Here is a 20788-nt window from a genome sequence, read left to right on the forward strand (position 1 = left end):
CCAAGCCCTAGGCCGTCGAACCCATGACACCTTCGACGAGATAATCCATGCTTTCCAGCTCGATCGCGTCCTCGGCGAAGCTCCTGCCGGCGGTAACGATAACGTTGCCCTTGTTGTCCTTCATCGGTCCTTTGAACACGCTGAATTTGCCGGCCATGATTTCGGCAAGCGTTGCTTCGAACTTTTTCCTCGATTCATCGGAGACCGCCGGGCCTAAGGGACTCATCTTCACAAAGCCGTCCTTCAGCCCGCCACGGACGAAATTGCCAAGCTTTTCACCTGCTTGTGCCTGTTTGATGAAGCTTGTATAGACGTTCCCCCACGCCCATTCGGCGCCCGTCAGATATTTTTCCGGTGCAAGCGGGCTCTGATTGGCATGGTAACCACATACGAAGGCATTGCGCCCGGCTGCGGTTTCGACGACCACTTTCGGGCTGTCGACATGGCACGTGATGACGTCAGCGCCTTGGTCGACAAGAGCATTGGTCGCTTCCGCTTCCTTGACCGCCAGCGACCATTCGCCGGTGAAAATCACCTGACACGTTATCGAGGGATCGACCGATCGCGCGCCCAGCAGGAAGGAATTGATGTTCTGGACCACTTGCGGAATGGGCTTTGCGGCAACAAAACCGATTTTTTTGCTCTTCGTTGCGTAGCCGGCGGCGACACCGTTGAGATACTGGCCCTGGCCGATATAGCCGAAATACGATCCGGTATTCATCGGGTTCTTGGATTCCTGCCAGAGCCCGCCGCAATGGCGAAACTGGACCTCCGGATATTTGGCCGCCATGGCCAGCATATGGGGGTCGAAGTAGCCGAACGAGGTCGGAAACAGCACCGCCGCGCCGTCGAGGTTGATCATCGACTCCATCGTCTTCTGAACGTCGACGGTTTCGGGAACGTTTTCCTCTTCCACTAGCGTAACGCCAGGCATGGATTTGATAACTGCCGCACCTTCGGCATGCGCCTGGTTGTAGCCGTAGTCATCCTTGGGGCCGACATAGATGAATCCGACGGTCAGTGCGCCTTGAGCGGATGCTTGCGAAGACAGGAAGCCAGGCGCCGCACTCAGCAGAGCGCCCGCTGCCGAGGCTTGGAGGAAATTTCGGCGGTTCATCGAAAGGAGTTTGGTCATTGGAAGTGCCCCCTGTCGGCCTGTGGCCAGTTAAAATGCTGCATGAAAGTGTATGCAATACCCATGCCAGATTTTAAGCGATTGATATCATTGCACTGCGCCGCGAAGATCAGGAACAGGTGCAAAAAGTGTATGCAGATTCACGCCAATGAGATTATTAAATAGGCATGCAAAATATTTCGCCGTTCCTTCCATCTGCAGCTCTCTGCGGTATGCGTATCAAACGGAGAGACGAAGGGAAAAAAGCAGATAAAACCAGAGTGATGCACGCATGATTTGACATCCGTGGAAGCGCGTCGCATCTGTATGCAGATGGAGATGCATGGATTCTTGGATTGAAGCATAACAGACGCAAGGAAGTCATTCGCCAGGGAACGACCGTCGAGCAGCTTGTTCGCTCTATCGCGGACATGATTGTGACAGGCGAGATGCACCCGGGAGAAAGGCTCGACGAAATCTCCTTGGCCTCGCGCTTCGAGGTTTCTCGAACGCCGGTCCGGGAAGCGCTTCGCGAGCTCGGAGCCATGGGGCTGGTCGGGCGCGAGCCCAATCGGAGCGCCGTCGTCTCCAATGTCAGCGGGGCTTACCTACACGGTATGTTCGAGGCGATGGCGGAACTGGAAGGCATCTGCGCCCGGCTGGCCGCAGAAAGAATGACGGTCGACGAGCGCAGGGAAATGGAGCTCGGGCACCGCAATTCCGCCCGCCTGGTTCATCAGGGCGCTTATGAAGATTATGCCGTCTACAATGTCGAGTTTCATACACGGCTTTATCGCGGCGCGCACAATGATCACATATACGAGTTGGTCACACAGACGAGAGCTCGTCTGGCACCCTTCAGACGAGCGCAGTTCCGGTTGCCGGGCCGCCTTTCAAAATCCTTCAGCGAACACGAGATGATCGTCGCCTCGATCCTGCGCGCCGACGGGGCTGCGGCGGCACGGGCGGCATATTCTCACGTCGCCATCGTCAGCGACGCCAGCAGCGCCTTCATATCCGGCGAACAGAGCGACCATTAGAGCTGCTGGCTAATCAAGCCACGCACGTCCGGTCGTGCCGAGAGCAGTAAACGAGCGGAGGCTAATTTCCGCTCAAGCCTTGCACGCTGCCGTGTGGAGGCAGTCCGCGATAGATTAACGGCTGGTGTTTGCGGCAATACCAGCGCATGGCGCCAGTGCGCTCCTCGAAGCCATAACAGCCCCATTCCGTGCAACGGATGCCAGATGCATCCTCATAGCCGCAGTAATGGTTCTCATGGACGTTCGCACCTGGCGCTGTCGTATGCCCTTCGATACTCATCCTCGCGGCTCCTTCGGGAGCGGTTGTTGGCGCATTCGGTCCTCAGGTCATACCTCGAAACGCACCTCTAATCCTCCGGTTCCATTGCGCTTCAACCAACACGATGCGCGTGCTCTTCTGCGGGTTTCACAAAGTTCGGGACAAGGATTTCAGTAAGTCGCGGACACGCATTTCAGTAAGTCCGGGACAGCGATTTCACTAAGTCGCGGACAAAATTGTTGGCGGATTTAGATCGATTTTCGTGAGCGCCGATCTGGCATTTTGCCCTCGTGTATTGAGCGAGGACCCGATGCCCAGACGGAAGCAAGCGAGACATACTGACGTGAAGGACATCCGGTCGATATTGCGGCTGACGTTTGAGCAAGAACTGCCGATACGGGCAGTCGCGGAACGTCTGAAGATAAGCAAGACGTCGGTCTCGACGTACTTGCTGCGGGCTCGAGAAGCAGGACTTGCAGTGTGGCCGCTGCCACCTGGCCTGAACGAAGACTACGTTCTCGAGCAGCGGCTGTTCCGCCGGATGGGACGACCTCCGCGCGACACCGATGAGCCGAATTGGCCGAAGATCGCCAGCGAACTGAAGCGCAAAGGCGTAACGCTCAATTTGCTATGGCAGGAATATCGTGAGACCCATCCAGACGGATACGGCTACACGTGGTTCTGCTGCCGCTTTGCCGAATATGAAAGCCGCGTCAAACCCACTTATCGCAGCCGGCACGTGGCTGGTGTTGCGATGGAATGCGATTATGCCGGCCATACGATTCCGTTGATTGATCCGCTGACCGGCGAGATCCGCGCGGCCCAGATCTTCGTCGCGGTGTTGAGCGCGTCGCAATTGACCTTTTCCTATGCGAGCCTCAGTCAGAAGCTGCCGGATTGGATCGAGGCGAACCAACGGGCCTTCAGCTACTTCGGCGGCGTGACGAAGACAACGATCTGCGACAATCTCAAATCTGCCGTAGCAAAAGCTCTCTGGTTCGAGCCGACATTGAATGCGACGTTTGCCGCCTTCGCCGAGCATTACGACACAACCGTCGTTCCAGCCCGGCCCAAACGTCCTCGGGACAAAGCATCGGCCGAAGGGACGGTGTTGATCGTCGAGAGATGGGTTCTGGCCAGGCTTCGAAACGACCGCTTCTTCAGCCTTGCCGATCTCAATACTCGGATCACCTCTTTGATCGAGGATCTCAATAACCGCACCATGCGCCGCTACGGCAAATCCCGGCGTGCTTTGTTCGACGAGGTTGAACGCAACCAACTCAAACCGCTGCCCGCCACACCATTCGAGTATGCGGAGTGGAAGGTCGCCAAGGTCCATCCCGATTACCACGTCGAAGTCGACAAGACCTTCTATTCCGTTCCGCACGGTCTCATCGGCCGGCGGGTCGATGTTAGGCTGTCGTATCGGGCCGTCGAGATCTTCGTTGATCACAAGCGGGTTGCCAGCCATATCCGCAGCTCTCAGCGCTCCGGCCATGTTACCGTCAATGAGCATATGCCGAAGTCGCACCAGCGCTATGCAAACACGACACCCCACACATTGCGCAAGGAAGCGGCAAAAGTCGGGAGCAATACGGCGATCTTTATCGAGCGTTTGCTGAGCGACCGGCCGCATCCCGAGCAAGGCTACCGATCTGCGCAAGGGGTTCTTTCCCTTGCGCGGCGCTACAAATCCGAGCGCCTGGAAATGGCCTGCGAGCGTGCGCTGATCATCAACGCCCTGAGCTACTCGTCCGTCGCCAACATTCTCAAATCCGGTCTCGACCAAGCCCCGGCGATGAGTGAGGCCGTCAAGCCGGCGCCGGCGCACGGCAATATCCGCGGCAAAACCTACTACCAATGAGAAAGGAAACCAGATGCTGACACACCCAACCCTCGACCAGATGAATGCCCTTGGCCTTGCCGGAATGGCGACTGCCTATCGCGAGCTGAGCGAACAGGTTCATGGAAATGATCTTAGCTTCGACGAACGGCTTGGCCTGATGCTCGATCGTGAGATTGCCATGAGAACGGACAAGCGGCTGACCAATCGATTGGCAGCGGCAAAGCTTCGTTTTGCCAATGCCTCAATCGAAGACATCGATTTTAGCGCCCATCGTGGCCTCGATCGCCGCAACGTTCTCGCCTTGGCGCAAGGAGCATGGTTGAAGGCAAATGAGAATCTGATCCTGACAGGGCAAACGGGCACCGGAAAGACCTGGATCGCCTGCGCCTTCGCGCGACAGGCAGCCCGCCTCGATTATTCCGTGCTTTACGTTCGCATGCCACGGTTGTTCGAAGACCTTGCACTTGCACGGCTCGATGGCCGCTTTCCGCGCCTCATCGACAAATTGGCACGTGTTCAGTTGCTGGTGCTGGACGACTGGGGAACCCATACCTTGAACGACAGGCAGCGCCTCGATCTCCTGGAGATCTTCGAGGAGCGGTATCGGCGCAGATCGACACTGATCACGGCTCAACTCCCCGTCGCCGCCTGGCACGAAATGATCGGAGAAGCCACCTTAGCCGATGCCATACTCGACCGTATCGTTCACAACGCACACCGCATAACGCTCGAAGGCGACAGCATGCGAAAGCGAAAAACACCGACGCTCTTGACCGGCGGCGAAATAACCGAAATCAATCACTCCTAACAGAAACATGGCAACCGGAACTCGATCGCATCCGTTGTCCGCGACTTAGCGAAACGCTTGTCCGCGACTTTCTGAAACCGATGTCCTTATTTAGCGAAATCCGCATGCTCTTCTACCGGAAGCCCCGGATAGGCGCCTTGCGCCACATGCATGCAGGAGCATTCCAAGCGGGGCTGAGCGAAAAATTGTTAGCGGTTTCTCAGTGTCCCGGTTCAGGTCTGGACGCGACATAGACTGCGGCAGTTGCCATCGGAACTCCAGCAGCAATCATCGCGACTGCCGGAAGTGTGAAAAACACCAGCAGAATTGCAAAGCTGCACGCCATCGAGACGCAGGCGACAAATTTATGGCGCCGCCGGATCGCTCCTTGGCGGCGCCAGGTTTGCAGCGGCTCACCGAAGCGGGGATGGGCAAGCAGCCAGCCTTCAAAGCGCGGGGAGGAGCGAGAAAATATCGCGGCGGCAACGATCAGGAATGGTGTTGTCGGCAACAGCGGCACGAAGATGCCGACAACGCCGATTGCAACGAAACCCCAACCAAAGGCAGCAAGCAGCAGCCGCACGGAATATCCTTTCGTTAAACGATCGTCCGGGTGGAAGGCCAATTTGGTGCCTAACCATCTGCCGCGCAGATAGAAAACCTCTACTCCGGTTAAAGCCGCTCGCCCACAGGTTTCGGCGGTTCAATCGCCCGAAAGCGCCGCTCGTCCTGCCATTTCCCTTATCAGGATACCATAGAAGATGTGCGGAGAATGGGATTGCATCGCCTGAGGCTGCGGCTTGAGCGATCCCATTTCCCACCAATCCGAATGCCTTTGCAGTAGCGACCAGGCATGCAGACGCTCGCTGTGCAGCAGATCGGTATCCGGGAACTCCTCGTACTCTCCCGTCACCACGACGCTTTGCCAGCCGACGTCGCTGAGGTGATCCGTCTGCAGGCAAACCCTACTGTTTGACCGCATCCAATCGATTTTTTGCCCCGGCATGGAAAAGCTGTAGAGGACACCTTTATCGTAGGAGAAGTAGATCGGCACGATGTAGGGTTGGCCATCGCTGCAGCAGGCAAGATGGCCGTAACGCGACTGTTCAAGCAGGGAAACACACTCTCCTTGTGTCATAGTCCGAAGTGTCAGTGCCATGAGAGTACTCCAGCAAAACATGTTCCAGCCGAGAACAGGAGAGCCCCCGGGCCGGAAGCCTTACGGTGCCTGCACGACGATACCATAGCTCGGATCGATCCAGGCAAGCTGATCGCGAACCATCTTGACGCCCGGGACATTCTCGGCCGCAACGATCGCCGCACCGCGCTCGCGCTCATCCAGCACCGATCCGTTGAGCGTCACGACGCCGTTCTTGACGTAGGCGCGGATAAGGCGATTTTTGGCCCAGGATTGGGCAGCCAGCTCTTCGGCAATCGCCGCTGCGATGGCTGCGTCGGGCAGCGGCTGACCGGGTTCTGCCTGAGGTTTGCGTAGCGGCTTCAGAAAATCCGAGCGGGTGACAATGCCGACAAGCCGGCCGTTCGCAACAACCGGCAGCCGCTTCACCTTCGATTTCTCCATCAGATCGACCGCCTCCCCAAGCGTCGTGTAGGGCGATGCCGTCGTCACTGGCGCAGACATGACCTCCTTGACCTTCCGTCCATGTGCCCGCACATACTCCTCCGCAACTTTTCCGGGGCTTGCCAGCAGCGCCAGCCACCACGAACGCTGGCGCTCGGTGTCAAGTTCGCTGCGCCGCAGAAGATCGCTCTCGCTGATGAGGCCGAGAAGCGTGCCTTGTGTATCGACGACCGGCAGACCGCTGATACGGTTGCTCAACATGATATTTGCTGCCTCAGCGACCGTCGCCGTCGATTGGATCGTGATGACCGTCGATGTCATAATGGTGTTGACGCGCATGGCGAACCTCCCACCCATTGTTCGTGTGATGCAAGGCAGCTTACAGAAAAGTCCATCCTGCACTTTGAGATGGATCAAAAGCCCGGCCGTCCAAAATGAATAGGTAGGAAAAGGCCAAGGCCGCATGAACCGCTCCTGGCTGTGGTTAGCAAAAACGAAGGCGTTTGCCTGACATCGTCATCAAGTCGACGCTCACCTCGCCGTAAGGAGCCAGCATGTCCGGGATCTGTCGCGGCGGCACCAGTCGACAGCGCATATGCCGTGGCTGCCTCCTTGGCGAGGACGCTCAAGCGGCGGTAGACCTGCGGGGCGGCTCCGGTGCGCGGGTCAAGAATATGGACCGAAGCGGCCGGATGCGTCGAAATGAAAACCGGCCGCACTCGACGTCGCCACGGCTTGATCGACGATCTCCAGCACAGCATCTGCCTTCAAGCTGTCTTCTAGCGATGCAAGCCCGACGCGCCCCGGGCTGCCGTCCGCCTGAGCGCCGACCGCGCGAGCCTCGCCCATGTTGAGGAGGCTGCTGGTGACACCGGCATTGCGCATAAGTCGAAGACCCGATCGGTTATGAAGCCCTGTGCAACGCCGTTCAACGACGTCGCCATGCCGGGGCGGATGAAGGCGATCCGGTCGCGATTGAACCTGACGGCATCGAAGCCGATGCGGGCCAATGCCGCCTTCAACTGCGCAGCCGGCGGCCCTGACGCATCGGCACCGGGTGCCGAGAAATAGTGAGCATAAAGTGCAAAAAGGGTTGGATTGTCGGATCTAATATCCCCTTGGTCGTCTCCCAATAGCTTCGGCACGCATCAAGCAATGCGATCATTTCTAACGGCGGCGCTGCCAGGAAGCGCCAAACCTTCGTGGACTGAGCGAGCTTCTGCTAGACTGTTATCTCGAACTTGCCGAGAGCTACACGAATCAAGCGGCACGTGAGCTGGCGCAGACGTTCGCAGGCGAACTTATTCACTGTCTGTCTGTCGTGCGTCGCCTAGAGACTTGATCATGACGAGGCCGGAAAGAGGATCCAGTATGCAGATAACGTGTGACGACAATGGCGATTTTGTTCTGAACCCTGCAGAGCTTTCCTCGCGGTTCGGCCTCTCCGGAGGTGAGTTCAAGCGAAAGCTGCAAATGGGATTGGTTGCAAGTACCGTGGAAATGGGAGAAGGTGAGGACGCAGGTAAGCGGCGGCTGAGCCTCAGGATCGGCAACCGCATTTGGCGCGCGATCCTCGACAGCTCCAATACGGTCATTTCCGAAGAAATGACCTTTGCGCGGGCTGGTACGATGAAAAGGACCAGCCGCCGGACCCTTGCATGAAAGCGGCAGTTCGTCAGCGATTGCCGATCATTGCTCTATCTGGCCGTAGGCTATTTCGTCGGGCGCGGGAGAGACTTTGTCCCCGTCTGCGATCCCCTTCTTGAAGGCCTTGATGCCCTCTGCGACGTCCCCCATCAACGTCGGGATCTTGCCGCGGCCGAAGAGCAGCAGAACGATTGCCATTACAATCAGCCAATGCCACGCACTGAACGAACCCATTACAATACTCCTTACTTCAGGCAATTGCGGCGTTCGCGGCGAGATTGCCTCACTGGCCTCAAGACCTTTGCGTAAATATATGCCGTTCAGGAGGCAGACTTTGACATATCTCAACAACGCGCTCGAATAGCTCGGCGCGCTCATCTTCGGGAGTTTGCTTACGGAGGCTGTGTCAGTAACGGACGGCCTATGAAAACTGTGGTCGAAATCCAGTGCGCATAGGCATCCACGGAATTATCGAGCACATGCCACAAGATTCAGTGCGCTGCATGCGAGCAACGCGCCTCTTGCGACTTCACCGCCCAAATAGCTCTGAATGCGTACCCAGCCTGACGAATTCTACGAAGTCGTCATCGGCATCATAGACGAGGAGAAAGTCCCCGCCTATATGGGCTTCCCTTGCCCCTTTCCACTCTTTACCCGACAGTTCGTGATCGGCCCACTCTGCTTCAAGTGGCGTCTTCAGGATGATCATCATCATCAATTCGATGACGCGGTTCATATCCATTTTGCCGGCCTTGTCATACCGGTCCCAGTCTTTTTTAAATTGCTTCGTATAATCAGAGGCTCTTGGACGCGGGGCTCGTCTGGCAGCGCTTGTCTTTTTCAACTTGATTTCTCGCACAACTACGATCGAAGTTGATTACTTCTTGCCATCGAGATCAGCGAAAAGCTCATCGGGTGTCGCAAAGCGAGCCTTACGGGCCTTCCTGATCTTACGAGCTTCTGCGAGAGCGGCACGAGTCGTTTCGTTGGGTACCTTGAGTTCAAGAGGAAAACTCTGGCTCGCGACTACACGATGAAGAAACACTCGAATGGCCTCGGAAACCGAAAGCCCAAGCGACTCAAGAACGGAGGAAGCTTCCTCACGGATGTCGTCATCGACCCGAACATGAATCATTTTGGTGTTCGCAGCCATGTCTAAGACCCCTCGCGTCACGGATAACAGTTAATTGCCTACCAACTTCAAGGACGATTTGGTCAGATGACTTGAATATATGTATCTCAAATGCGATGCAGTCAAGGTCAGCAGAGAAGCCTAAAGGCTATTGTCTCTCTGCTTTGAGCACTCTATGCGATTTTCTCCCCAATTCAGGAATTCCGAGGCTCTCTGGCCGGACAGGACGTGCCTTCCATCAGGTAAAAAGGCTGGCGGCTAAGCTGGCTGAAAACAGCATGAGGACAGCGGAACTGCACCGGCGCACGAGCAGCGACAGCGTTTCCTGCCCTCCAATCACAAGCTTGCCGAGTACAAGCCAAAGCGTCGAGGCTGCAGCGACAGCAAAGGCGATGGCCAGGAGGTGCGGGATTTGCGTCGAAACGCCGGCCGCAGGGACCATGGCCAACCCGATGATGATTGCCTTCGGATTGAGCAACGTCGTTATCAGGACATGACGCACCGAGAGGTCGGCGGCCGATAGTGGACCGGCCGCGGACCACAACCGGAAGGCAAGATATAAAACCCAGGTAGCGGAGACCAGCTTGAGGGCGGCGGCGACCTGTGGATGGGAATGCAGCAACCCTCCGGTAAGGACCGTAAGCAAAACCACCACTAACAGGTAAGCAGCAACGACAGTTGTTGCGAGAATTGCAAGTTGCCATACTCCCCGTCGGTAGGCAGCGAGCGCAAGAAGCGTATTGGTCGGACCCGGCATTGCAATAAGCGCAAAGGCACCGGCAGCCATCGAAAATTGGGTCATGCTTTCCCCGTCAATCTGATCGGGACTATTTGATCGGAAAGGGGAGGGACCGCTTTGACGAAGGTCAAGAGCTTGCCCTGCTTGTGGAACTTTTTTAGGCGTTTTGCTGTTTTCCGTATGAGGCGTTAAGGATTTTTTGCGCCATGCCCCAGCTCGTCCGGTTTATCATCGTCAGAATGGCCATCGGCTTCCTCATCGGGAGCGTAGCGGGTTCAATTCTTTGGACAACAGGTTTTTCGGATTCAGCAGCCTCGCTCGGCCCGGTGGAAAGCTACGTGGCCCAGGGCGTCTTCATTTTCGCGTTTGGCGATACGATCGCACTCGGATACCTCAGCACGGCATTGATGATGGAATCGGAATAACCCGCCCACAAACATCGAAACATCTAGCGATTTTGATCTTCCTCAACGACATCGCTTCGCGTTGCGGCGATATTTGTCAGCGCGGCATATTCTATGCGCCATGAGCGCCCCTGGGGCGCTTGTTCATCGAGCGATGAGGTATCGCGATGTCTTTGAAGTTCGTTACAGCCTTCCTGCGCTCTTCCGGCGAAAATGCCATGATCATCCTTGAGGAGGCCGGATGCAATCAGATTGCCGTTGTCGACAAACAGGCGCTCCTCGACGTCGCCTCTCCGCCGCGTGCTGACGAGACGCGGCTGCAGGAAGATATCGGGCTTTTCTGCGACATCGTGCGCGCGAAGCACTGCGTCAAGGATATTGCGTCTGACGGCCGTATCCATATCTCTGCCGGCGATGTCTCCAAGTGGAAATCAGATCCCTGCCAGCGGCACTGACCTTCCCCGTCGGCTGTCCAACCGCTCAGCTTCCTTCCACGGTACAGCTTTTTTCCTCCGGGGATTTGGCTGAGACCAGCCGCAGATGATGTGGCTGTTTGCCAATGTGACGCCAGCTGTTGCGGGTTTCATTCGAGCGAGAGAAAAGCTTCGCTGGAGATGACGGCCAATGCCGGCGCCAGCCCCGCACGTCGTCTGCCGTGATAACGATGTCCTGATTGACAATCAGCGTCTGCATACGATTGACGGCAATCTCGCAAAACGTCCTGACGTGCTCCAGGAAATGCGCCTCGCTCGAGCGCGGCGGGGAGGCGACGTTCAGTATGGCGCGGCGCGTCACCAGGACGGTCCGGCATTGTAAACCGACTTGCAAAATGATGCATCCCGACTTCTCGTCCGCGTCCAACCTGGCTGCTACGATGCCATACTCCATGACCTGGTGCTCCCCTTGTTGCAGTGCGTAACATCCACTGACGACCGCCGGCACGTGCCTTCCTTGAATATCGTCGTGCGGCTTATTCGCTGAGGCACGATTGGCATTTGACGGCGAACGGAACAGCTTCAAGACGCGCTTCCGAAATCGGCGCGCCACATTTTACGCAGATGCCGAAGGTTCCGCTTTCCAGGCGCTGCAGGGCGGCGTTGATGGCGCGCACCTCTTCCTGGCCCGCGCGTCCAAAGCCCTCCAGCACGTCGTTGTTTTCGAGCTCGACGGCACGGTCCTCATCGTCGGCATCCTTTCGCCGCCCCAGATCGCTATCAACGAGGTGCAGGCGCCGGTTCAGATCTTGCAATCGGCCCCGCAGAATCTTTTCGAATTTCTCTTTTTGCATCCTGGTTCTCCGGGTTCTTCCTCTGCCGATCATAGTTAGGGCGATTTCGGGCGGATCATCTTGATCTGCGTCAAAATGTGGACAGCACAGGTGTTGAGGCGGCGGCAAAGGCGCAGTAGCAGAGACCGATCATGTCGGCGAAAGGCCGATGCCGAGGGAACACTGCAGTCTTCAAAAGCATCGATGAAACACATCGCCTCGCCTGACAGCGCCATACCGGACGCGGCCATCGCGATCACAGTGTCACGGCGATGTGTCGTAAGGTCGCAGGCCATTAATGAAGTCCCGATCTCATTGCGCGCCCTCAACGCTGCAAGCCGAAGCGGGTCGGTCTTTGCTCCAGTGCAGACGTCCCGGATCATCCCGGTTGCTCGGGCTTGCGGCCGGGATATCGCTGCTGCGTGCGATCGCGTGCAGGAATTGCGATCCCATCTGCGCCTGCATGGCCAGATCTTCAAACAGCAGCGCGGCCTCGTCGATGACCCCACCATCGGAGCCGGTCGACACATCACCGAGGTCGCGCAACAATTCTGTGAGCTTTATGATCTTGTCCCTTTGCCCGACGGCAGCTTTCAGCAGTTCCTTGGTGGCGACTGCCGTCTCTCGGCGCTCGAGATCCTCAAGCGCGTCATCGACCACATCACGGCACTTGCAATCCAGAGCGTTGGTGCGAATAATCGCGCGGACCTGGTGGATGACAGCTTGGACGTTGGCTGCGGCCAGAACGGAATTGGAATCACTCATTGGGGCCCCTCATCGTGGCGTTGCGGCTGCGGGCGACCCATTCGGCCCCTGCGTGACCATGGTGAAAGCCATTCGACAGGGGTACGGCCGGATAGGCCGTTCGCAGGCGAAGCGCCGCCTCGTCAGGATCGATCTTGTCTTTCGTCAGATCGAGGAAGATCCCGGCGACCTCGACCATATCGCAGACCTGCGGCGACAGCCGCAGCGCCGACACGCCGAGCGCTTTGATATCCGCGTCCGTCTGCAGCAACGCCTGGCACGTATAGGAAACGGTTTGAACGCCATTCAGCGCAAGAAACGGCTGGTTCGACATCGTCTTTACGGTCAAACCATCAGGTTCTTCGCCACAGACGAACTGACAATTGTCTTTGATCCTGCCTTTCGCCCTTGCATGCGCGCAGCGCGCCGACACCGCAAGCGGCAGGCGGCCGAATGCGAAAAGCTCGAAGGCGAGTTCCGGGCAATCCGTCGTGATCGCCTTGACGGACACCGCCGGCAACTCCGGCGGCAGGCATATCGTCGATGCTCCGCTTTTTGCAAGGAACCGCGCCGCCGGGCCGTTATAGACATTCACGAGAGGCCCGACGGCGTGGTTGCGGCTCTTCAGCAAATTGAGGGCCGACAGGTCGTTGGCTTCGATGACGTGGCCACCGCCACGGATAAGATCGCGCTGATACTGACTTTCGCGATCAAGCGTAATCAGGGCAAGCGTTGAAAGCCTGACGGACTTGTCCGCCGCTTCCAGCCGGTCGACGACATCCGCAAAAACCGGTTCGGTGATGTGCAGCCGTTTCGAGCAAACCGTTTCGCCGATGACGACCGTGTCGACCGGCGCTTCGTCGGCGATGCGGAAATAGAAATCACGCCAGCGATCGGCGTCCCAGAGATAATAGACGGGACCGAGGACAAGCGTCGTCGAATGATCGGTCACGTCGTTATCTCCACCGTTTCTCATAGGCGCCATGCGTTGTTTTCTGCCCCTCGCTTAATGTCCGCAGGCGGGCAAGCAGGCGAGACCGTTCGGCCGGGGCCGCATCGACCGCGGCGCGAAGCGTAGATACGACTTCGCCGACATAGGCTTTGCCGCGCTGGCGCCCTTCGATTTTAAGCGCGCAAACGCCTGCTGCCCTCAGCGAATCGATCTCATCCATGACGTCGAGCGACGTCGGATCCTCGAACGCGTAGCCTTGGCTGTCGGCGATGTCGAAACGGCCCTTGCATAAGGTGGGATATCCCGCAGCCTCATTAGGCCCGAAGCGATTGATGGTGAAATTGCCAAGCTCGGAGACGAGGCCGTCCGGCTCCTGGCGGTAGCGCACATGGCTGGCAGGCGAGCAGACGCCTTGCATGTTCGGCGACTTTCCCGTGGCATAAGAGGATAGCGAACAACGTCCTTCTGCCATGACGCACAGGCCGCCAAAGACGAAGACCTCCAGTTCGCATTTGATCTTGCGGGCAAGCCGGGCGATATCGGGAATTGTCAGCGTGCGCGGTAGAACGACGCGTGCTGCGCTGAACATATCTACGAGAAAGGCGATCGCATCAGGGTTTGACGCAGACGCCTGCACGGAAACATGCAGGCGCTGTTGGGGATGGCGTTCCGCGACATAGGCCATCAGGCCGAAGTCAGCCAGGATGAGCGCATCCGCCCCGATCGCCACAGCGTCGTCGGCGGCTGAACACCAGAGCTTCTCGCAGCCCGCCGTCATGAACGTGTTAAGCGCCACGAAGGTTCGGACACCTTTGGCCCGGGCATATTCGATTGACGCGGCAAGCTCCTCCCGCGTGAAATTCAAGCCGGGGAAATTGCGGGCATTGGTTTCGTCGCGAAAGCCGCAATAAACGGCGTCGGCGCCTGCGTCGACGGCCTCCTTGAAGGCTGCCGGAGTCCCTGCGGGACAAATCAGTTCCATGAGAGCCCCTCCGACGTTAGGGCCCGTTTGCGGATCGAAACCATCAATGACCTCAGCATCGGGTGCAGAGGGCCGGCGGCCTTGGCGATGATTTCGGCAATGTCGATATCGCAGTCGTCGAGAGCGTTTCGAAGAGCAAGGACGCTTTCCATATCGCCGGTTACCGTCAGGCGGCGCGAAAAGAACACGGCGTCGCCATCAACGCGCCCCTCCGCCAGCGCCAGCAAGAGCGCCAGGGGACCTTCGACCGTCGCGTCTGCCGTAATCGGGTGGCTCTTTCGGACCGCCTTTATCGTCTTGCAGGACGGATCGACCAGAAAGGAAAAGGGCAAATCCGTCGGAACAAACGCAATTCGCTTTTCCTTGAAAGCTCCCAGCCGGTCAAAGAGTCCTGGATACCGTTCGAGGATCTGTCTAAACAGGAAAGCCGAAACGCCTTGAGCAAGCGGTAACGGAACCGCGTGCAAGGAAGCCATCAGCCGTGGTCGGAATAACATGCGCGCCTCATTGGTAGCGGGAACCGGTTTTAGCGCCGGCTGATCGGCCGGTATTTGCGCCATCTCAAAGACAGGCCGGATTTTTTTACCGATGGGCATGCGGATGAATAATCACGCCGCTCCCGTTGCCACATTTCCAGACCTCCAAAGCTTTGCGCTCGACCTGGAACGGCGCAACCTGCTTCACCGTATCAGCGAGCCGGTCTCACTCGTCCACGAGATGGCAGAGATCCACCGAAGGTCCATGGAAGAAGACGGTCCGGCCCTTCTTTTCGAGACGCCGGTCGATGCGTCCGGCAGGACCAAGGACATTCCTGTTCTCGTCAATCTCTTTGGTACCCGTGAAAGGATTGAACTCGGCTTCGGCTTGCCGACCGGAGGCCTAGCAAACCTTGCGGCCATGCTGGGCGAGCTGCATCGGCCAACCCCGCCGAAGACCATCCGGGAGGCTTGGGACAAGTTGCCGCTTGTGCGAGCGGCGATGTCAATGCGACCCAAGCGCCGGGCAAGGTCGCCGGCGCAGGCGGTGATGCGCGCAGGAGAGGACGTGGACCTTTCGCTGCTTCCGATCCAATGGTGCTGGCCGGGCGAGCCGGCGCCACTCGTCACCTGGCCGATGGTGATTACGCGCTCTCCGGACGATCCGTCCGATATCAATGTCGGGATATACCGGATGCAGGTGCATGGCCAACGCTCACTCATTATGCGTTGGCTGGATCATCGCGGCGGAGCAAAACATCATCAGGCCTGGCAGCGCAAAGGATTGGACATGCCCGTCACAATCGCGATAGGCGCAGACCCCATCAGCATTCTCTCGGCGGTCATGCCCCTTCCGGAAGGCGTCAGCGAGATCAACTTTGCCGGCCTCCTGCGATCGGCGAGGACAGAAGTGAGCTCCGCATTGACCGTTCCGATGCCAATTCCGACCAATGCGGAGATTATCCTGGAAGGTACGGTGTCAGCCACGGAGTGCGCGCCCGAGGGACCCTACGGCGACCATACAGGCTATTACAACAGCGTCGAGCCATTCCCGGTAATGACCGTCTCGGCCATGACAAGTCGGAAAAAACCCTTCTATCTCTCTACATTCACCGGCCGCCCGCCCGATGAACCGTCGCGATTGGGAGAGGTGATGACGGATCTCTTCGTGCCGATCGTCAAGCGGCAGTTTCCGGAAATATGCGATTTGTGGCTGCCGCCGGAGGCCTGCTCCTATCGCGCGATCGTGGTTTCGATCGACAAGCGTTACCCGGGACAGGCCAAGAGGATTATGATGGGTCTCTGGTCGATGCTGCCGCAGTTCAACTACACGAAGCTAATCATCGTGGTCGATCCCGACATCAACGTCCGCAATTGGGCCGACGTCATCTGGGCCCTGTCGACGCGCTTCGACGCCAGCCGCGACCTGACCGTCATCGAAAACACGCCGATCGACTATCTTGACTTTGCTTCGCCGAGACCTGGCTTGGGCGCCAAGATGGGCTGCGATGCGACCAACAAGATCGGCTCGGAGACGGAGCGCGACTGGGGGCGTGTCTTGTCGATGCCGCCCGAGGTTTCGGCCCGCGCCGGTGCCATTTGGGAAAGGGTGAAACGTGATTTATGACCCTCTGACAGCACCTCGCGTGGTGTTGTCGATCACCGGCGCTTCGGGCGCTATCTTCGGTGTCGCAATTGCGGACAAGCTTATTGCACACGGCATCGACGTTCATCTCGTGGTTTCGGAAGCGGGACGGCGCACGCTTGCCCATGAGATCAGCGCGGATGCCTATGGCAAGCTTCTGCTCAAGGTGCGCAAAGCCCATGATGCCGCCGACATCGGAGCAGCCATCGCCAGCGGCTCGTTTCCCGTTCATGGCATGGTCGTCGCGCCATGCTCGATGCGGACACTGGCGGGGATCGCCGCAGGTTTCTCCGACAACCTGATCGTGCGCGCAGCCGACGTGCAGCTAAAGGAGCGGCGGAGACTCGTCCTGTTGGCTCGCGAGACACCGCTTCACCTTGGCCATCTGCGTAACATGGTTACCGTCACCGAGTGCGGCGGCATCATCATGCCGCCGGTCCCGGCCTTCTATCAGAAGCCGGAAACGGTCGCTGATGTCGTGGACCACATTGCTTCACGAGCAATCGACCTACTGGCATTGCCGATCCGGCCACTTGCGCAGACCTGGCAGGGAGAACGGCCTGCCGGCCCTGGCCCGGCTCAACCGAGCAGGGAAAGCGGGTCGGTCCCAAACAGATAGCTGTGGCCAGCCACTAGCAACCACACCACCAAAGCAGCGGTGGCCAAGGCGCCCACGCCGAGACGCATGTCGAAGCGCGGCTTCATTTGCCCTGTCAAAACGCCAAGCAGCGGCACATTTGATGTGCGGGCTGCAACAGTCGCCCAGCCGGCGCCAAGGCGGCGCTGGGCGCGTTTTTCCGCCATGGGGATGCCTCCGATGGCAAAGAGCGCAAATCCGCCGAAAAGCAGCAGGGAGCGAAGGTCTCCGTTGACGATCACGTGCCCGGCCGCCCAAAGAAAAAAGCCCCATAAGACCGGATGCCGCGTGATGCTGACGACCGCTCCGGGCGTCGATCCTCGTGCTAGCGAGATCGACAGCGGATTGTCGCTCAAGAGCCCGGCAATCACCAGAAAAATACCCACCGGGGCCAGGACAAACGTCGCGATTGCCTGCCAGGGCCGAAAATCCCAAAGCGGGATGTAGTCCAGCATCAGCGCGGCGCGAAAGACCCAGACGAGAACCGCCGTTGAGATGACGGAATAGACGACGAAGTAGGCCGGTCTTCCGACGATGCTGATGATGCACGAACGCAGAGCCGGGATCGCCGGGATCGAATGCAGCGCGATGAAGACTGCGAAGGCGGCTGCGAATTCCTGCACGTTCAACCCTCAAGTAGTTGTCGACCCCATCCTCTATCCCTTCTTCAGTCATCGCTTCATTGCGAAATCTCAAACGCGGCGCCTGGCTTCGTATTTGCGCTGGAACAAAGAGCGGCACGATTGACGGCCATAAAGGTGAGTAAGCAAATCATGTTTGAATAGTTCAAACAACAACGGGTCCAGCGGCAGCAACGGAGCTCTTTCATGTCAAGATTTACACTGGCTACGGTCATCGCAATCGGTTCGCTCGCAACTGCGCCCGCGCTCGTGCGGGCGGCCGAATATCCGATCGGCGAGCCGCAACTTGTTAAGGGGATGGAGGTCGCGGCGGTCTTTTTGCAACCGGTCGAAATGGACCCGCCGGGAATGATGCTTGAGGCCTCGCAATCGGATATCCATCTTGAAGCCGACATTCACGCAACCGCTGACAATGCCAACGGTTTCGCGGAAGGAGACTGGCTTCCCAACCTGCACGTCGAATATCAGTTGACGAACCACGCAAATGGTCGGGAAGCCTCGGGCGCGCTTGGACCAATGGTTGCCAGCGACGGACCGCATTACGGCGACAACGTCAAGCTCTTCGGCCCCGGCAAATACCGTCTCGTCCTGACGGTGCATCCTGGCGGGCATGGCGAAATGGCATTCGGGCGCCACGTCGATAAGGAGACCGGCGTCGCCGCCTGGCCCAACGAGTTCACGCTCAATTACGATTTCGTTTTTGCCGGCGTCGGCAAGAAGGGTGGATACTGATTACCGTCTGAACCACGACCGTAGTGGAGCTTCCCCACCCATGTCAGCAAAGCGTGTCTCCGCCGCCCTACCGGCATTATCTGTTCTATCATTATTGGCAACCGCCATGCCAGCTGGTGCCGAAGATGACTATCCGACATTCGTCATTCACATGAGCAACGGCGTGATATCGCCGGCGGTGGTCGAGGTTCCGGCAAACACCCGTTTCAAGCTCGAGCTTCAGAACGACGGCTCCAGCCCGGTCGAATTTGAAAGCCTGCCGCTCCGGAAGGAAAAAGTGCTAGCACCAGGTGCGAAGAGCTTCATCGTCATTCGCAACCTCGCTCCCGGCAACTATGCCTTTTTTGACGATTTTCACCTTGATATGCCGCCGGCAAGGCTGATCGCACGATGACGCTGACGGGAGCACAGGCGTTTCAGGTGACGTTTGTTGTCTGGCGCGAAAGCCTCGAGGCGCTGCTTGTGGTTGGCATTCTGGCGACATGGTCGCTCAGAGGCGGTCCAGAGCGCAAGCGAAAGGCATGTTTGGCGCTGGCAGCCGGTATCGCCTCCGGTCTTCTCCTCGCCCTGTCGCTGGCAGTGGTCCTGGTCTCGTTTGAGAGCTTTCTGTCGGGCGACGGGCAGGACATTCTGCAATTGGTCATGGTCGCCGCCGCCGCCTGCCTCATCGTGCACATGGTCATGTGGATGCGCCGCGGTGGAGGGCAGATGAGCAGTGAGCTCGGGGCTGTCGCGCGCCGGTCGAGCGAGCTCGGCAAATGGCTGGGCCTTTCGATCCTCACCGCAGTTGCGATCGGCCGCGAAGGCAGCGAGACGGTCGTCTTTCTCTACGGATTGCTGGCAGGAGCGTCTGGCACGGGTGTACTTTCGAACCTGGTTTCGGCAACACTCGGCATTTTTGCAGCGGGCCTTAGCTACCTGATGCTGCGGTGGGGGGCGAGTGCTTTGTCATGGAACCTGTTCTTCCGCGTGAGTGAAGCGCTGCTCCTCGTCGTGGGCGCGGGACTCTTGATGACTGCGGTCGACCGGGCGATCGGCCTGGGGCTTGTGGCGCCACTGTCGGGTCCGATCTGGGACACGAGCCGGGTTCTTGATGACGGCAGCGGACTAGGGGCATTCATTGCGGGTCTCTCCGGCTATCGGGCCCGACCGGAACTTTTTCCGTTGCTTCTCTATGCCGCCTATTGGCTCGCAATCGGGTATCTTCTGCGGCCGCGCCGGCAGCTTTCGCTCGCTGCATAACTGTGATGCTGAGACCCGTTCCGGATCACCTGGATCGCGCGGGGCAATGGCTCCTCCGCCAGCAGCGGCTCATCCGCCTTTTGCAATGGGGCATGATCGCGGTCTATCTGGCCCTTCTGCTAGGCCCGGCGCTGATGCCCTTGCCGACGCGGACAGATTTTATCTGGAACAATGCGGTCCGCTTCGCGCAGTTTGCCTTCTGGGGAGTGTGGTGGCCGTTCGTATTGCTAAGCACCGCGTTGGTGGGCCGCTTCTGGTGCGGAATACTGTGCCCCGAAGGTGCGCTCTCGGAATGGGCGAGCGAGCGGGGCGCGGGGCGGGCGATCCCGGCCTGGTTGAAATGGCCGGGCTGGCCGACTGTCGCCTTCATCATGACCACGATCTACGGCCAGCTGACAAGCGTCTACCAATATCCCGCGCCGGCCGTCGTCGTTCTTGGCGGATCGACTTTGGCTGCGATCGCTATTGGGGCCCGTTACGGCAAGGCGAAACGCGTATGGTGCCGTTTTCTTTGTCCGGTAAGCGTGGTGGGCTCACGGGATGAATGCAACACACTATTCTTTTGTCAAAGAGGAGTGTGGACATGAAGCGTCGGCGTCGCATGTATTTTTCTGCTGCTCAGCGATCGGAGATCTGGGACCGATGGCAGGCTGGCGAGTCTATGAAGTCGATCGGACGCCTTTTTGATCGGGGATCTTCATCCGTATTCTCCGTGATCTCCCCCGCTGGTGGCATACGCCCAGCCGAGCGGCGACGAGCGCCGAAGGCACTCAGTCTAAATGAACGGGAGGAGATATCCCGAGGGCTCAGCACGCAGTGTTCTTTACGATCGATCGCCCGCACATTAGGTCGATCTCCCTCTACGATCAGTCGTGAAGTCCGTCGCAATGGTGGGCTGGCTTGCTATCGGGCAGCACGTT

General features: G+C 58.4%; 27 protein-coding genes and 2 pseudogenes. 13 read left to right on the forward strand and 16 right to left on the reverse strand.

What is annotated here, in order from left to right:
• Nucleotides 1–7: 7 nt before the first annotated feature.
• Nucleotides 8–1135: a BMP family ABC transporter substrate-binding protein gene (locus tag BN1800_RS15780; protein ID WP_027509696.1), complete on the reverse strand. Its 1128-nt coding sequence runs from the start codon at nucleotides 1133–1135 to the stop codon at nucleotides 8–10.
• Nucleotides 1136–1470: 335 nt separating this feature from the next.
• On the opposite strand from BN1800_RS15780, the gene BN1800_RS15785 reads away from it, so the two are divergent.
• The 3 genes from BN1800_RS15785 to istB all read left to right on the forward strand — a co-directional run bounded on the left by BN1800_RS15785 (nucleotide 1471) and on the right by istB (nucleotide 5067).
• Complete coding sequence (locus tag BN1800_RS15785; RefSeq protein ID WP_086999205.1) at nucleotides 1471–2154, forward strand: GntR family transcriptional regulator; 684 nt, start codon at nucleotides 1471–1473, stop codon at nucleotides 2152–2154.
• Between the two features lie 569 nt (nucleotides 2155–2723).
• Nucleotides 2724–4277: an IS21 family transposase gene (gene istA / locus BN1800_RS15795; protein ID WP_086999210.1), complete on the forward strand. Its 1554-nt coding sequence runs from the start codon at nucleotides 2724–2726 to the stop codon at nucleotides 4275–4277.
• A gap of 13 nt (nucleotides 4278–4290) precedes the next feature.
• On the forward strand, nucleotides 4291–5067 hold the full coding sequence (gene istB / locus BN1800_RS15800; RefSeq protein ID WP_027507544.1) for an IS21-like element helper ATPase IstB: 777 nt from the start codon (nucleotides 4291–4293) through the stop codon (nucleotides 5065–5067).
• A 199-nt stretch (nucleotides 5068–5266) separates the two neighbouring features.
• On the opposite strand, the gene BN1800_RS15805 is transcribed toward istB, so the two are convergent.
• The 4 genes and pseudogenes from BN1800_RS15805 to BN1800_RS43910 all read right to left on the reverse strand — a co-directional run bounded on the left by BN1800_RS15805 (nucleotide 5267) and on the right by BN1800_RS43910 (nucleotide 7773).
• The gene (locus tag BN1800_RS15805) at nucleotides 5267–5629 is read right to left on the reverse strand and encodes a YbaN family protein (RefSeq protein WP_086999211.1); all 363 of its coding nucleotides are present in this window, start codon (nucleotides 5627–5629) and stop codon (nucleotides 5267–5269) included.
• 120 nt (nucleotides 5630–5749) lie between these two features.
• The gene (locus BN1800_RS15810) at nucleotides 5750–6205 is read right to left on the reverse strand and encodes a pyridoxamine 5'-phosphate oxidase family protein (RefSeq protein WP_086999214.1); all 456 of its coding nucleotides are present in this window, start codon (nucleotides 6203–6205) and stop codon (nucleotides 5750–5752) included.
• A 60-nt stretch (nucleotides 6206–6265) separates the two neighbouring features.
• The gene (locus tag BN1800_RS15815) at nucleotides 6266–6967 is read right to left on the reverse strand and encodes a CBS domain-containing protein (RefSeq protein ID WP_086999217.1); all 702 of its coding nucleotides are present in this window, start codon (nucleotides 6965–6967) and stop codon (nucleotides 6266–6268) included.
• Nucleotides 6968–7294: 327 nt separating this feature from the next.
• A pseudogene (locus tag BN1800_RS43910) lies at nucleotides 7295–7773 on the reverse strand (FAD:protein FMN transferase).
• A gap of 226 nt (nucleotides 7774–7999) precedes the next feature.
• On the opposite strand from BN1800_RS43910, the gene BN1800_RS15825 reads away from it, so the two are divergent.
• Nucleotides 8000–8290 (forward strand): DUF6522 family protein, encoded by a 291-nt coding sequence (locus BN1800_RS15825; protein ID WP_086999223.1) that lies wholly within the window; start codon nucleotides 8000–8002, stop codon nucleotides 8288–8290.
• A gap of 27 nt (nucleotides 8291–8317) precedes the next feature.
• On the opposite strand, the gene BN1800_RS15830 is transcribed toward BN1800_RS15825, so the two are convergent.
• The 4 genes from BN1800_RS15830 to BN1800_RS15845 all read right to left on the reverse strand — a co-directional run bounded on the left by BN1800_RS15830 (nucleotide 8318) and on the right by BN1800_RS15845 (nucleotide 10194).
• Nucleotides 8318–8509 carry a twin-arginine translocase TatA/TatE family subunit gene (locus tag BN1800_RS15830; protein WP_086999226.1) on the reverse strand — a complete coding sequence of 64 codons (192 nt, stop codon included), beginning with the start codon at nucleotides 8507–8509 and terminating at the stop codon, nucleotides 8318–8320.
• Nucleotides 8510–8804: 295 nt separating this feature from the next.
• Nucleotides 8805–9119, reverse strand: coding sequence for a type II toxin-antitoxin system YafQ family toxin (locus BN1800_RS15835; protein ID WP_244564518.1), 315 nt, complete (start codon nucleotides 9117–9119; stop codon nucleotides 8805–8807).
• A gap of 33 nt (nucleotides 9120–9152) precedes the next feature.
• Nucleotides 9153–9428 (reverse strand): type II toxin-antitoxin system RelB/DinJ family antitoxin, encoded by a 276-nt coding sequence (locus tag BN1800_RS15840; protein ID WP_207917210.1) that lies wholly within the window; start codon nucleotides 9426–9428, stop codon nucleotides 9153–9155.
• A gap of 217 nt (nucleotides 9429–9645) precedes the next feature.
• Nucleotides 9646–10194, reverse strand: coding sequence for a threonine transporter RhtB (locus BN1800_RS15845; RefSeq protein ID WP_143533986.1), 549 nt, complete (start codon nucleotides 10192–10194; stop codon nucleotides 9646–9648).
• Nucleotides 10195–10352: 158 nt separating this feature from the next.
• On the opposite strand from BN1800_RS15845, the gene BN1800_RS15850 reads away from it, so the two are divergent.
• Together BN1800_RS15850 and BN1800_RS15855 are read left to right on the forward strand one after the other, a co-directional pair.
• The gene (locus BN1800_RS15850; protein ID WP_086999233.1) at nucleotides 10353–10571 is read left to right on the forward strand and encodes a hypothetical protein; all 219 of its coding nucleotides are present in this window, start codon (nucleotides 10353–10355) and stop codon (nucleotides 10569–10571) included.
• Nucleotides 10572–10717: 146 nt separating this feature from the next.
• Nucleotides 10718–11005 carry a hypothetical protein gene (locus BN1800_RS15855; protein ID WP_086999236.1) on the forward strand — a complete coding sequence of 96 codons (288 nt, stop codon included), beginning with the start codon at nucleotides 10718–10720 and terminating at the stop codon, nucleotides 11003–11005.
• A 25-nt stretch (nucleotides 11006–11030) separates the two neighbouring features.
• Here the strand turns inward: BN1800_RS15855 and BN1800_RS15860 are convergent, their stop codons facing one another.
• From BN1800_RS15860 to ubiT, 6 genes are all read right to left on the reverse strand, one after another.
• Nucleotides 11031–11570 (reverse strand): hypothetical protein, encoded by a 540-nt coding sequence (locus BN1800_RS15860; protein ID WP_179213801.1) that lies wholly within the window; start codon nucleotides 11568–11570, stop codon nucleotides 11031–11033.
• Entirely contained in the window at nucleotides 11521–11838 is a 318-nt protein-coding gene (locus tag BN1800_RS15865; RefSeq protein ID WP_086999241.1) for a TraR/DksA family transcriptional regulator, read from the reverse strand. The genes BN1800_RS15860 and BN1800_RS15865 overlap by 50 nt, the downstream gene beginning before the upstream one ends.
• A 291-nt stretch (nucleotides 11839–12129) precedes the next feature.
• The gene (locus tag BN1800_RS15875) at nucleotides 12130–12582 is read right to left on the reverse strand and encodes a hypothetical protein (RefSeq protein WP_086999247.1); all 453 of its coding nucleotides are present in this window, start codon (nucleotides 12580–12582) and stop codon (nucleotides 12130–12132) included.
• A complete protein-coding gene (gene ubiV / locus BN1800_RS15880) occupies nucleotides 12575–13513 on the reverse strand; it encodes a ubiquinone anaerobic biosynthesis protein UbiV (protein ID WP_244564519.1) in 939 nt (312 codons plus the stop codon). Before ubiV ends, BN1800_RS15875 begins: the two co-directional genes overlap by 8 nt.
• Nucleotides 13514–13517: 4 nt before the next feature.
• The gene (ubiU, locus tag BN1800_RS15885) at nucleotides 13518–14495 is read right to left on the reverse strand and encodes a ubiquinone anaerobic biosynthesis protein UbiU (protein ID WP_086999252.1); all 978 of its coding nucleotides are present in this window, start codon (nucleotides 14493–14495) and stop codon (nucleotides 13518–13520) included.
• A complete protein-coding gene (gene ubiT / locus BN1800_RS15890) occupies nucleotides 14486–14971 on the reverse strand; it encodes a ubiquinone anaerobic biosynthesis accessory factor UbiT (RefSeq protein WP_244564520.1) in 486 nt (161 codons plus the stop codon). The genes ubiU and ubiT overlap by 10 nt, the downstream gene beginning before the upstream one ends.
• A 124-nt stretch (nucleotides 14972–15095) precedes the next feature.
• Here ubiT and BN1800_RS15895 point away from each other — a divergent pair, with 124 nt between their 5' ends.
• Nucleotides 15096–16598, forward strand: a complete 1503-nt coding sequence (locus BN1800_RS15895) for a UbiD family decarboxylase (RefSeq protein WP_086999332.1) — start codon at nucleotides 15096–15098, stop codon at nucleotides 16596–16598.
• A gap of 4 nt (nucleotides 16599–16602) precedes the next feature.
• Nucleotides 16603–17235 carry a UbiX family flavin prenyltransferase gene (locus BN1800_RS15900; RefSeq protein ID WP_086999335.1) on the forward strand — a complete coding sequence of 211 codons (633 nt, stop codon included), beginning with the start codon at nucleotides 16603–16605 and terminating at the stop codon, nucleotides 17233–17235.
• On the opposite strand, the gene BN1800_RS15905 is transcribed toward BN1800_RS15900, so the two are convergent.
• Entirely contained in the window at nucleotides 17196–17876 is a 681-nt protein-coding gene (locus tag BN1800_RS15905; protein WP_086999255.1) for an NnrU family protein, read from the reverse strand. The genes BN1800_RS15900 and BN1800_RS15905 overlap by 40 nt on opposite strands.
• 204 nt (nucleotides 17877–18080) lie before the next feature.
• Here BN1800_RS15905 and BN1800_RS15910 point away from each other — a divergent pair, with 204 nt between their 5' ends.
• The 5 genes and pseudogenes from BN1800_RS15910 to BN1800_RS42410 all read left to right on the forward strand — a co-directional run.
• Nucleotides 18081–18626: an iron transporter gene (locus BN1800_RS15910; RefSeq protein WP_086999258.1), complete on the forward strand. Its 546-nt coding sequence runs from the start codon at nucleotides 18081–18083 to the stop codon at nucleotides 18624–18626.
• A 40-nt stretch (nucleotides 18627–18666) separates the two neighbouring features.
• The gene (locus BN1800_RS15915; RefSeq protein ID WP_179213802.1) at nucleotides 18667–19020 is read left to right on the forward strand and encodes a cupredoxin domain-containing protein; all 354 of its coding nucleotides are present in this window, start codon (nucleotides 18667–18669) and stop codon (nucleotides 19018–19020) included.
• On the forward strand, nucleotides 19017–19868 hold the full coding sequence (locus tag BN1800_RS15920) for an FTR1 family iron permease (protein ID WP_086999264.1): 852 nt from the start codon (nucleotides 19017–19019) through the stop codon (nucleotides 19866–19868). Before BN1800_RS15915 ends, BN1800_RS15920 begins: the two co-directional genes overlap by 4 nt.
• 5 nt (nucleotides 19869–19873) lie before the next feature.
• Nucleotides 19874–20398, forward strand: a pseudogene (locus BN1800_RS15925) (4Fe-4S binding protein); the annotation flags it as partial.
• A gap of 131 nt (nucleotides 20399–20529) precedes the next feature.
• The coding region (locus tag BN1800_RS42410) for a helix-turn-helix domain-containing protein (protein WP_425299019.1) at nucleotides 20530–20788 on the forward strand (259 nt) is incomplete at its 3' end.

Source organism: Rhizobium sullae (assembly GCF_900169785.1).
Classification (GTDB): domain Bacteria; phylum Pseudomonadota; class Alphaproteobacteria; order Rhizobiales; family Rhizobiaceae; genus Rhizobium; species Rhizobium sullae.

Excerpts from the sequence above, each read along its gene's own strand:
- BN1800_RS15780 (WP_027509696.1), bottom strand. The coding sequence starts at position 1,135 with ATGACCAAACTCCTTTCGATGAACCGCCGAAATTTCCTCCAAGCCTCG.
- istA (WP_086999210.1), top strand. The coding sequence starts at position 2,724 with ATGCCCAGACGGAAGCAAGCGAGACATACTGACGTGAAGGACATCCGG.
- istB (WP_027507544.1), top strand. The coding sequence starts at position 4,291 with ATGCTGACACACCCAACCCTCGACCAGATGAATGCCCTTGGCCTTGCC.
- BN1800_RS15810 (WP_086999214.1), bottom strand. The coding sequence starts at position 6,205 with ATGGCACTGACACTTCGGACTATGACACAAGGAGAGTGTGTTTCCCTG.
- BN1800_RS15815 (WP_086999217.1), bottom strand. The coding sequence starts at position 6,967 with ATGCGCGTCAACACCATTATGACATCGACGGTCATCACGATCCAATCG.
- BN1800_RS15825 (WP_086999223.1), top strand. The coding sequence starts at position 8,000 with ATGCAGATAACGTGTGACGACAATGGCGATTTTGTTCTGAACCCTGCA.
- BN1800_RS15830 (WP_086999226.1), bottom strand. The coding sequence starts at position 8,509 with ATGGGTTCGTTCAGTGCGTGGCATTGGCTGATTGTAATGGCAATCGTT.
- BN1800_RS15840 (WP_207917210.1), bottom strand. The coding sequence starts at position 9,428 with ATGGCTGCGAACACCAAAATGATTCATGTTCGGGTCGATGACGACATC.
- BN1800_RS15845 (WP_143533986.1), bottom strand. The coding sequence starts at position 10,194 with ATGGCTGCCGGTGCCTTTGCGCTTATTGCAATGCCGGGTCCGACCAAT.
- BN1800_RS15850 (WP_086999233.1), top strand. The coding sequence starts at position 10,353 with ATGCCCCAGCTCGTCCGGTTTATCATCGTCAGAATGGCCATCGGCTTC.
- BN1800_RS15855 (WP_086999236.1), top strand. The coding sequence starts at position 10,718 with ATGTCTTTGAAGTTCGTTACAGCCTTCCTGCGCTCTTCCGGCGAAAAT.
- BN1800_RS15865 (WP_086999241.1), bottom strand. The coding sequence starts at position 11,838 with ATGCAAAAAGAGAAATTCGAAAAGATTCTGCGGGGCCGATTGCAAGAT.
- BN1800_RS15875 (WP_086999247.1), bottom strand. The coding sequence starts at position 12,582 with ATGAGTGATTCCAATTCCGTTCTGGCCGCAGCCAACGTCCAAGCTGTC.
- ubiU (WP_086999252.1), bottom strand. The coding sequence starts at position 14,495 with ATGGAACTGATTTGTCCCGCAGGGACTCCGGCAGCCTTCAAGGAGGCC.
- ubiT (WP_244564520.1), bottom strand. The coding sequence starts at position 14,971 with ATGGCTTCCTTGCACGCGGTTCCGTTACCGCTTGCTCAAGGCGTTTCG.
- BN1800_RS15895 (WP_086999332.1), top strand. The coding sequence starts at position 15,096 with ATGAATAATCACGCCGCTCCCGTTGCCACATTTCCAGACCTCCAAAGC.
- BN1800_RS15910 (WP_086999258.1), top strand. The coding sequence starts at position 18,081 with ATGTCAAGATTTACACTGGCTACGGTCATCGCAATCGGTTCGCTCGCA.
- BN1800_RS15915 (WP_179213802.1), top strand. The coding sequence starts at position 18,667 with ATGTCAGCAAAGCGTGTCTCCGCCGCCCTACCGGCATTATCTGTTCTA.
- BN1800_RS15920 (WP_086999264.1), top strand. The coding sequence starts at position 19,017 with ATGACGCTGACGGGAGCACAGGCGTTTCAGGTGACGTTTGTTGTCTGG.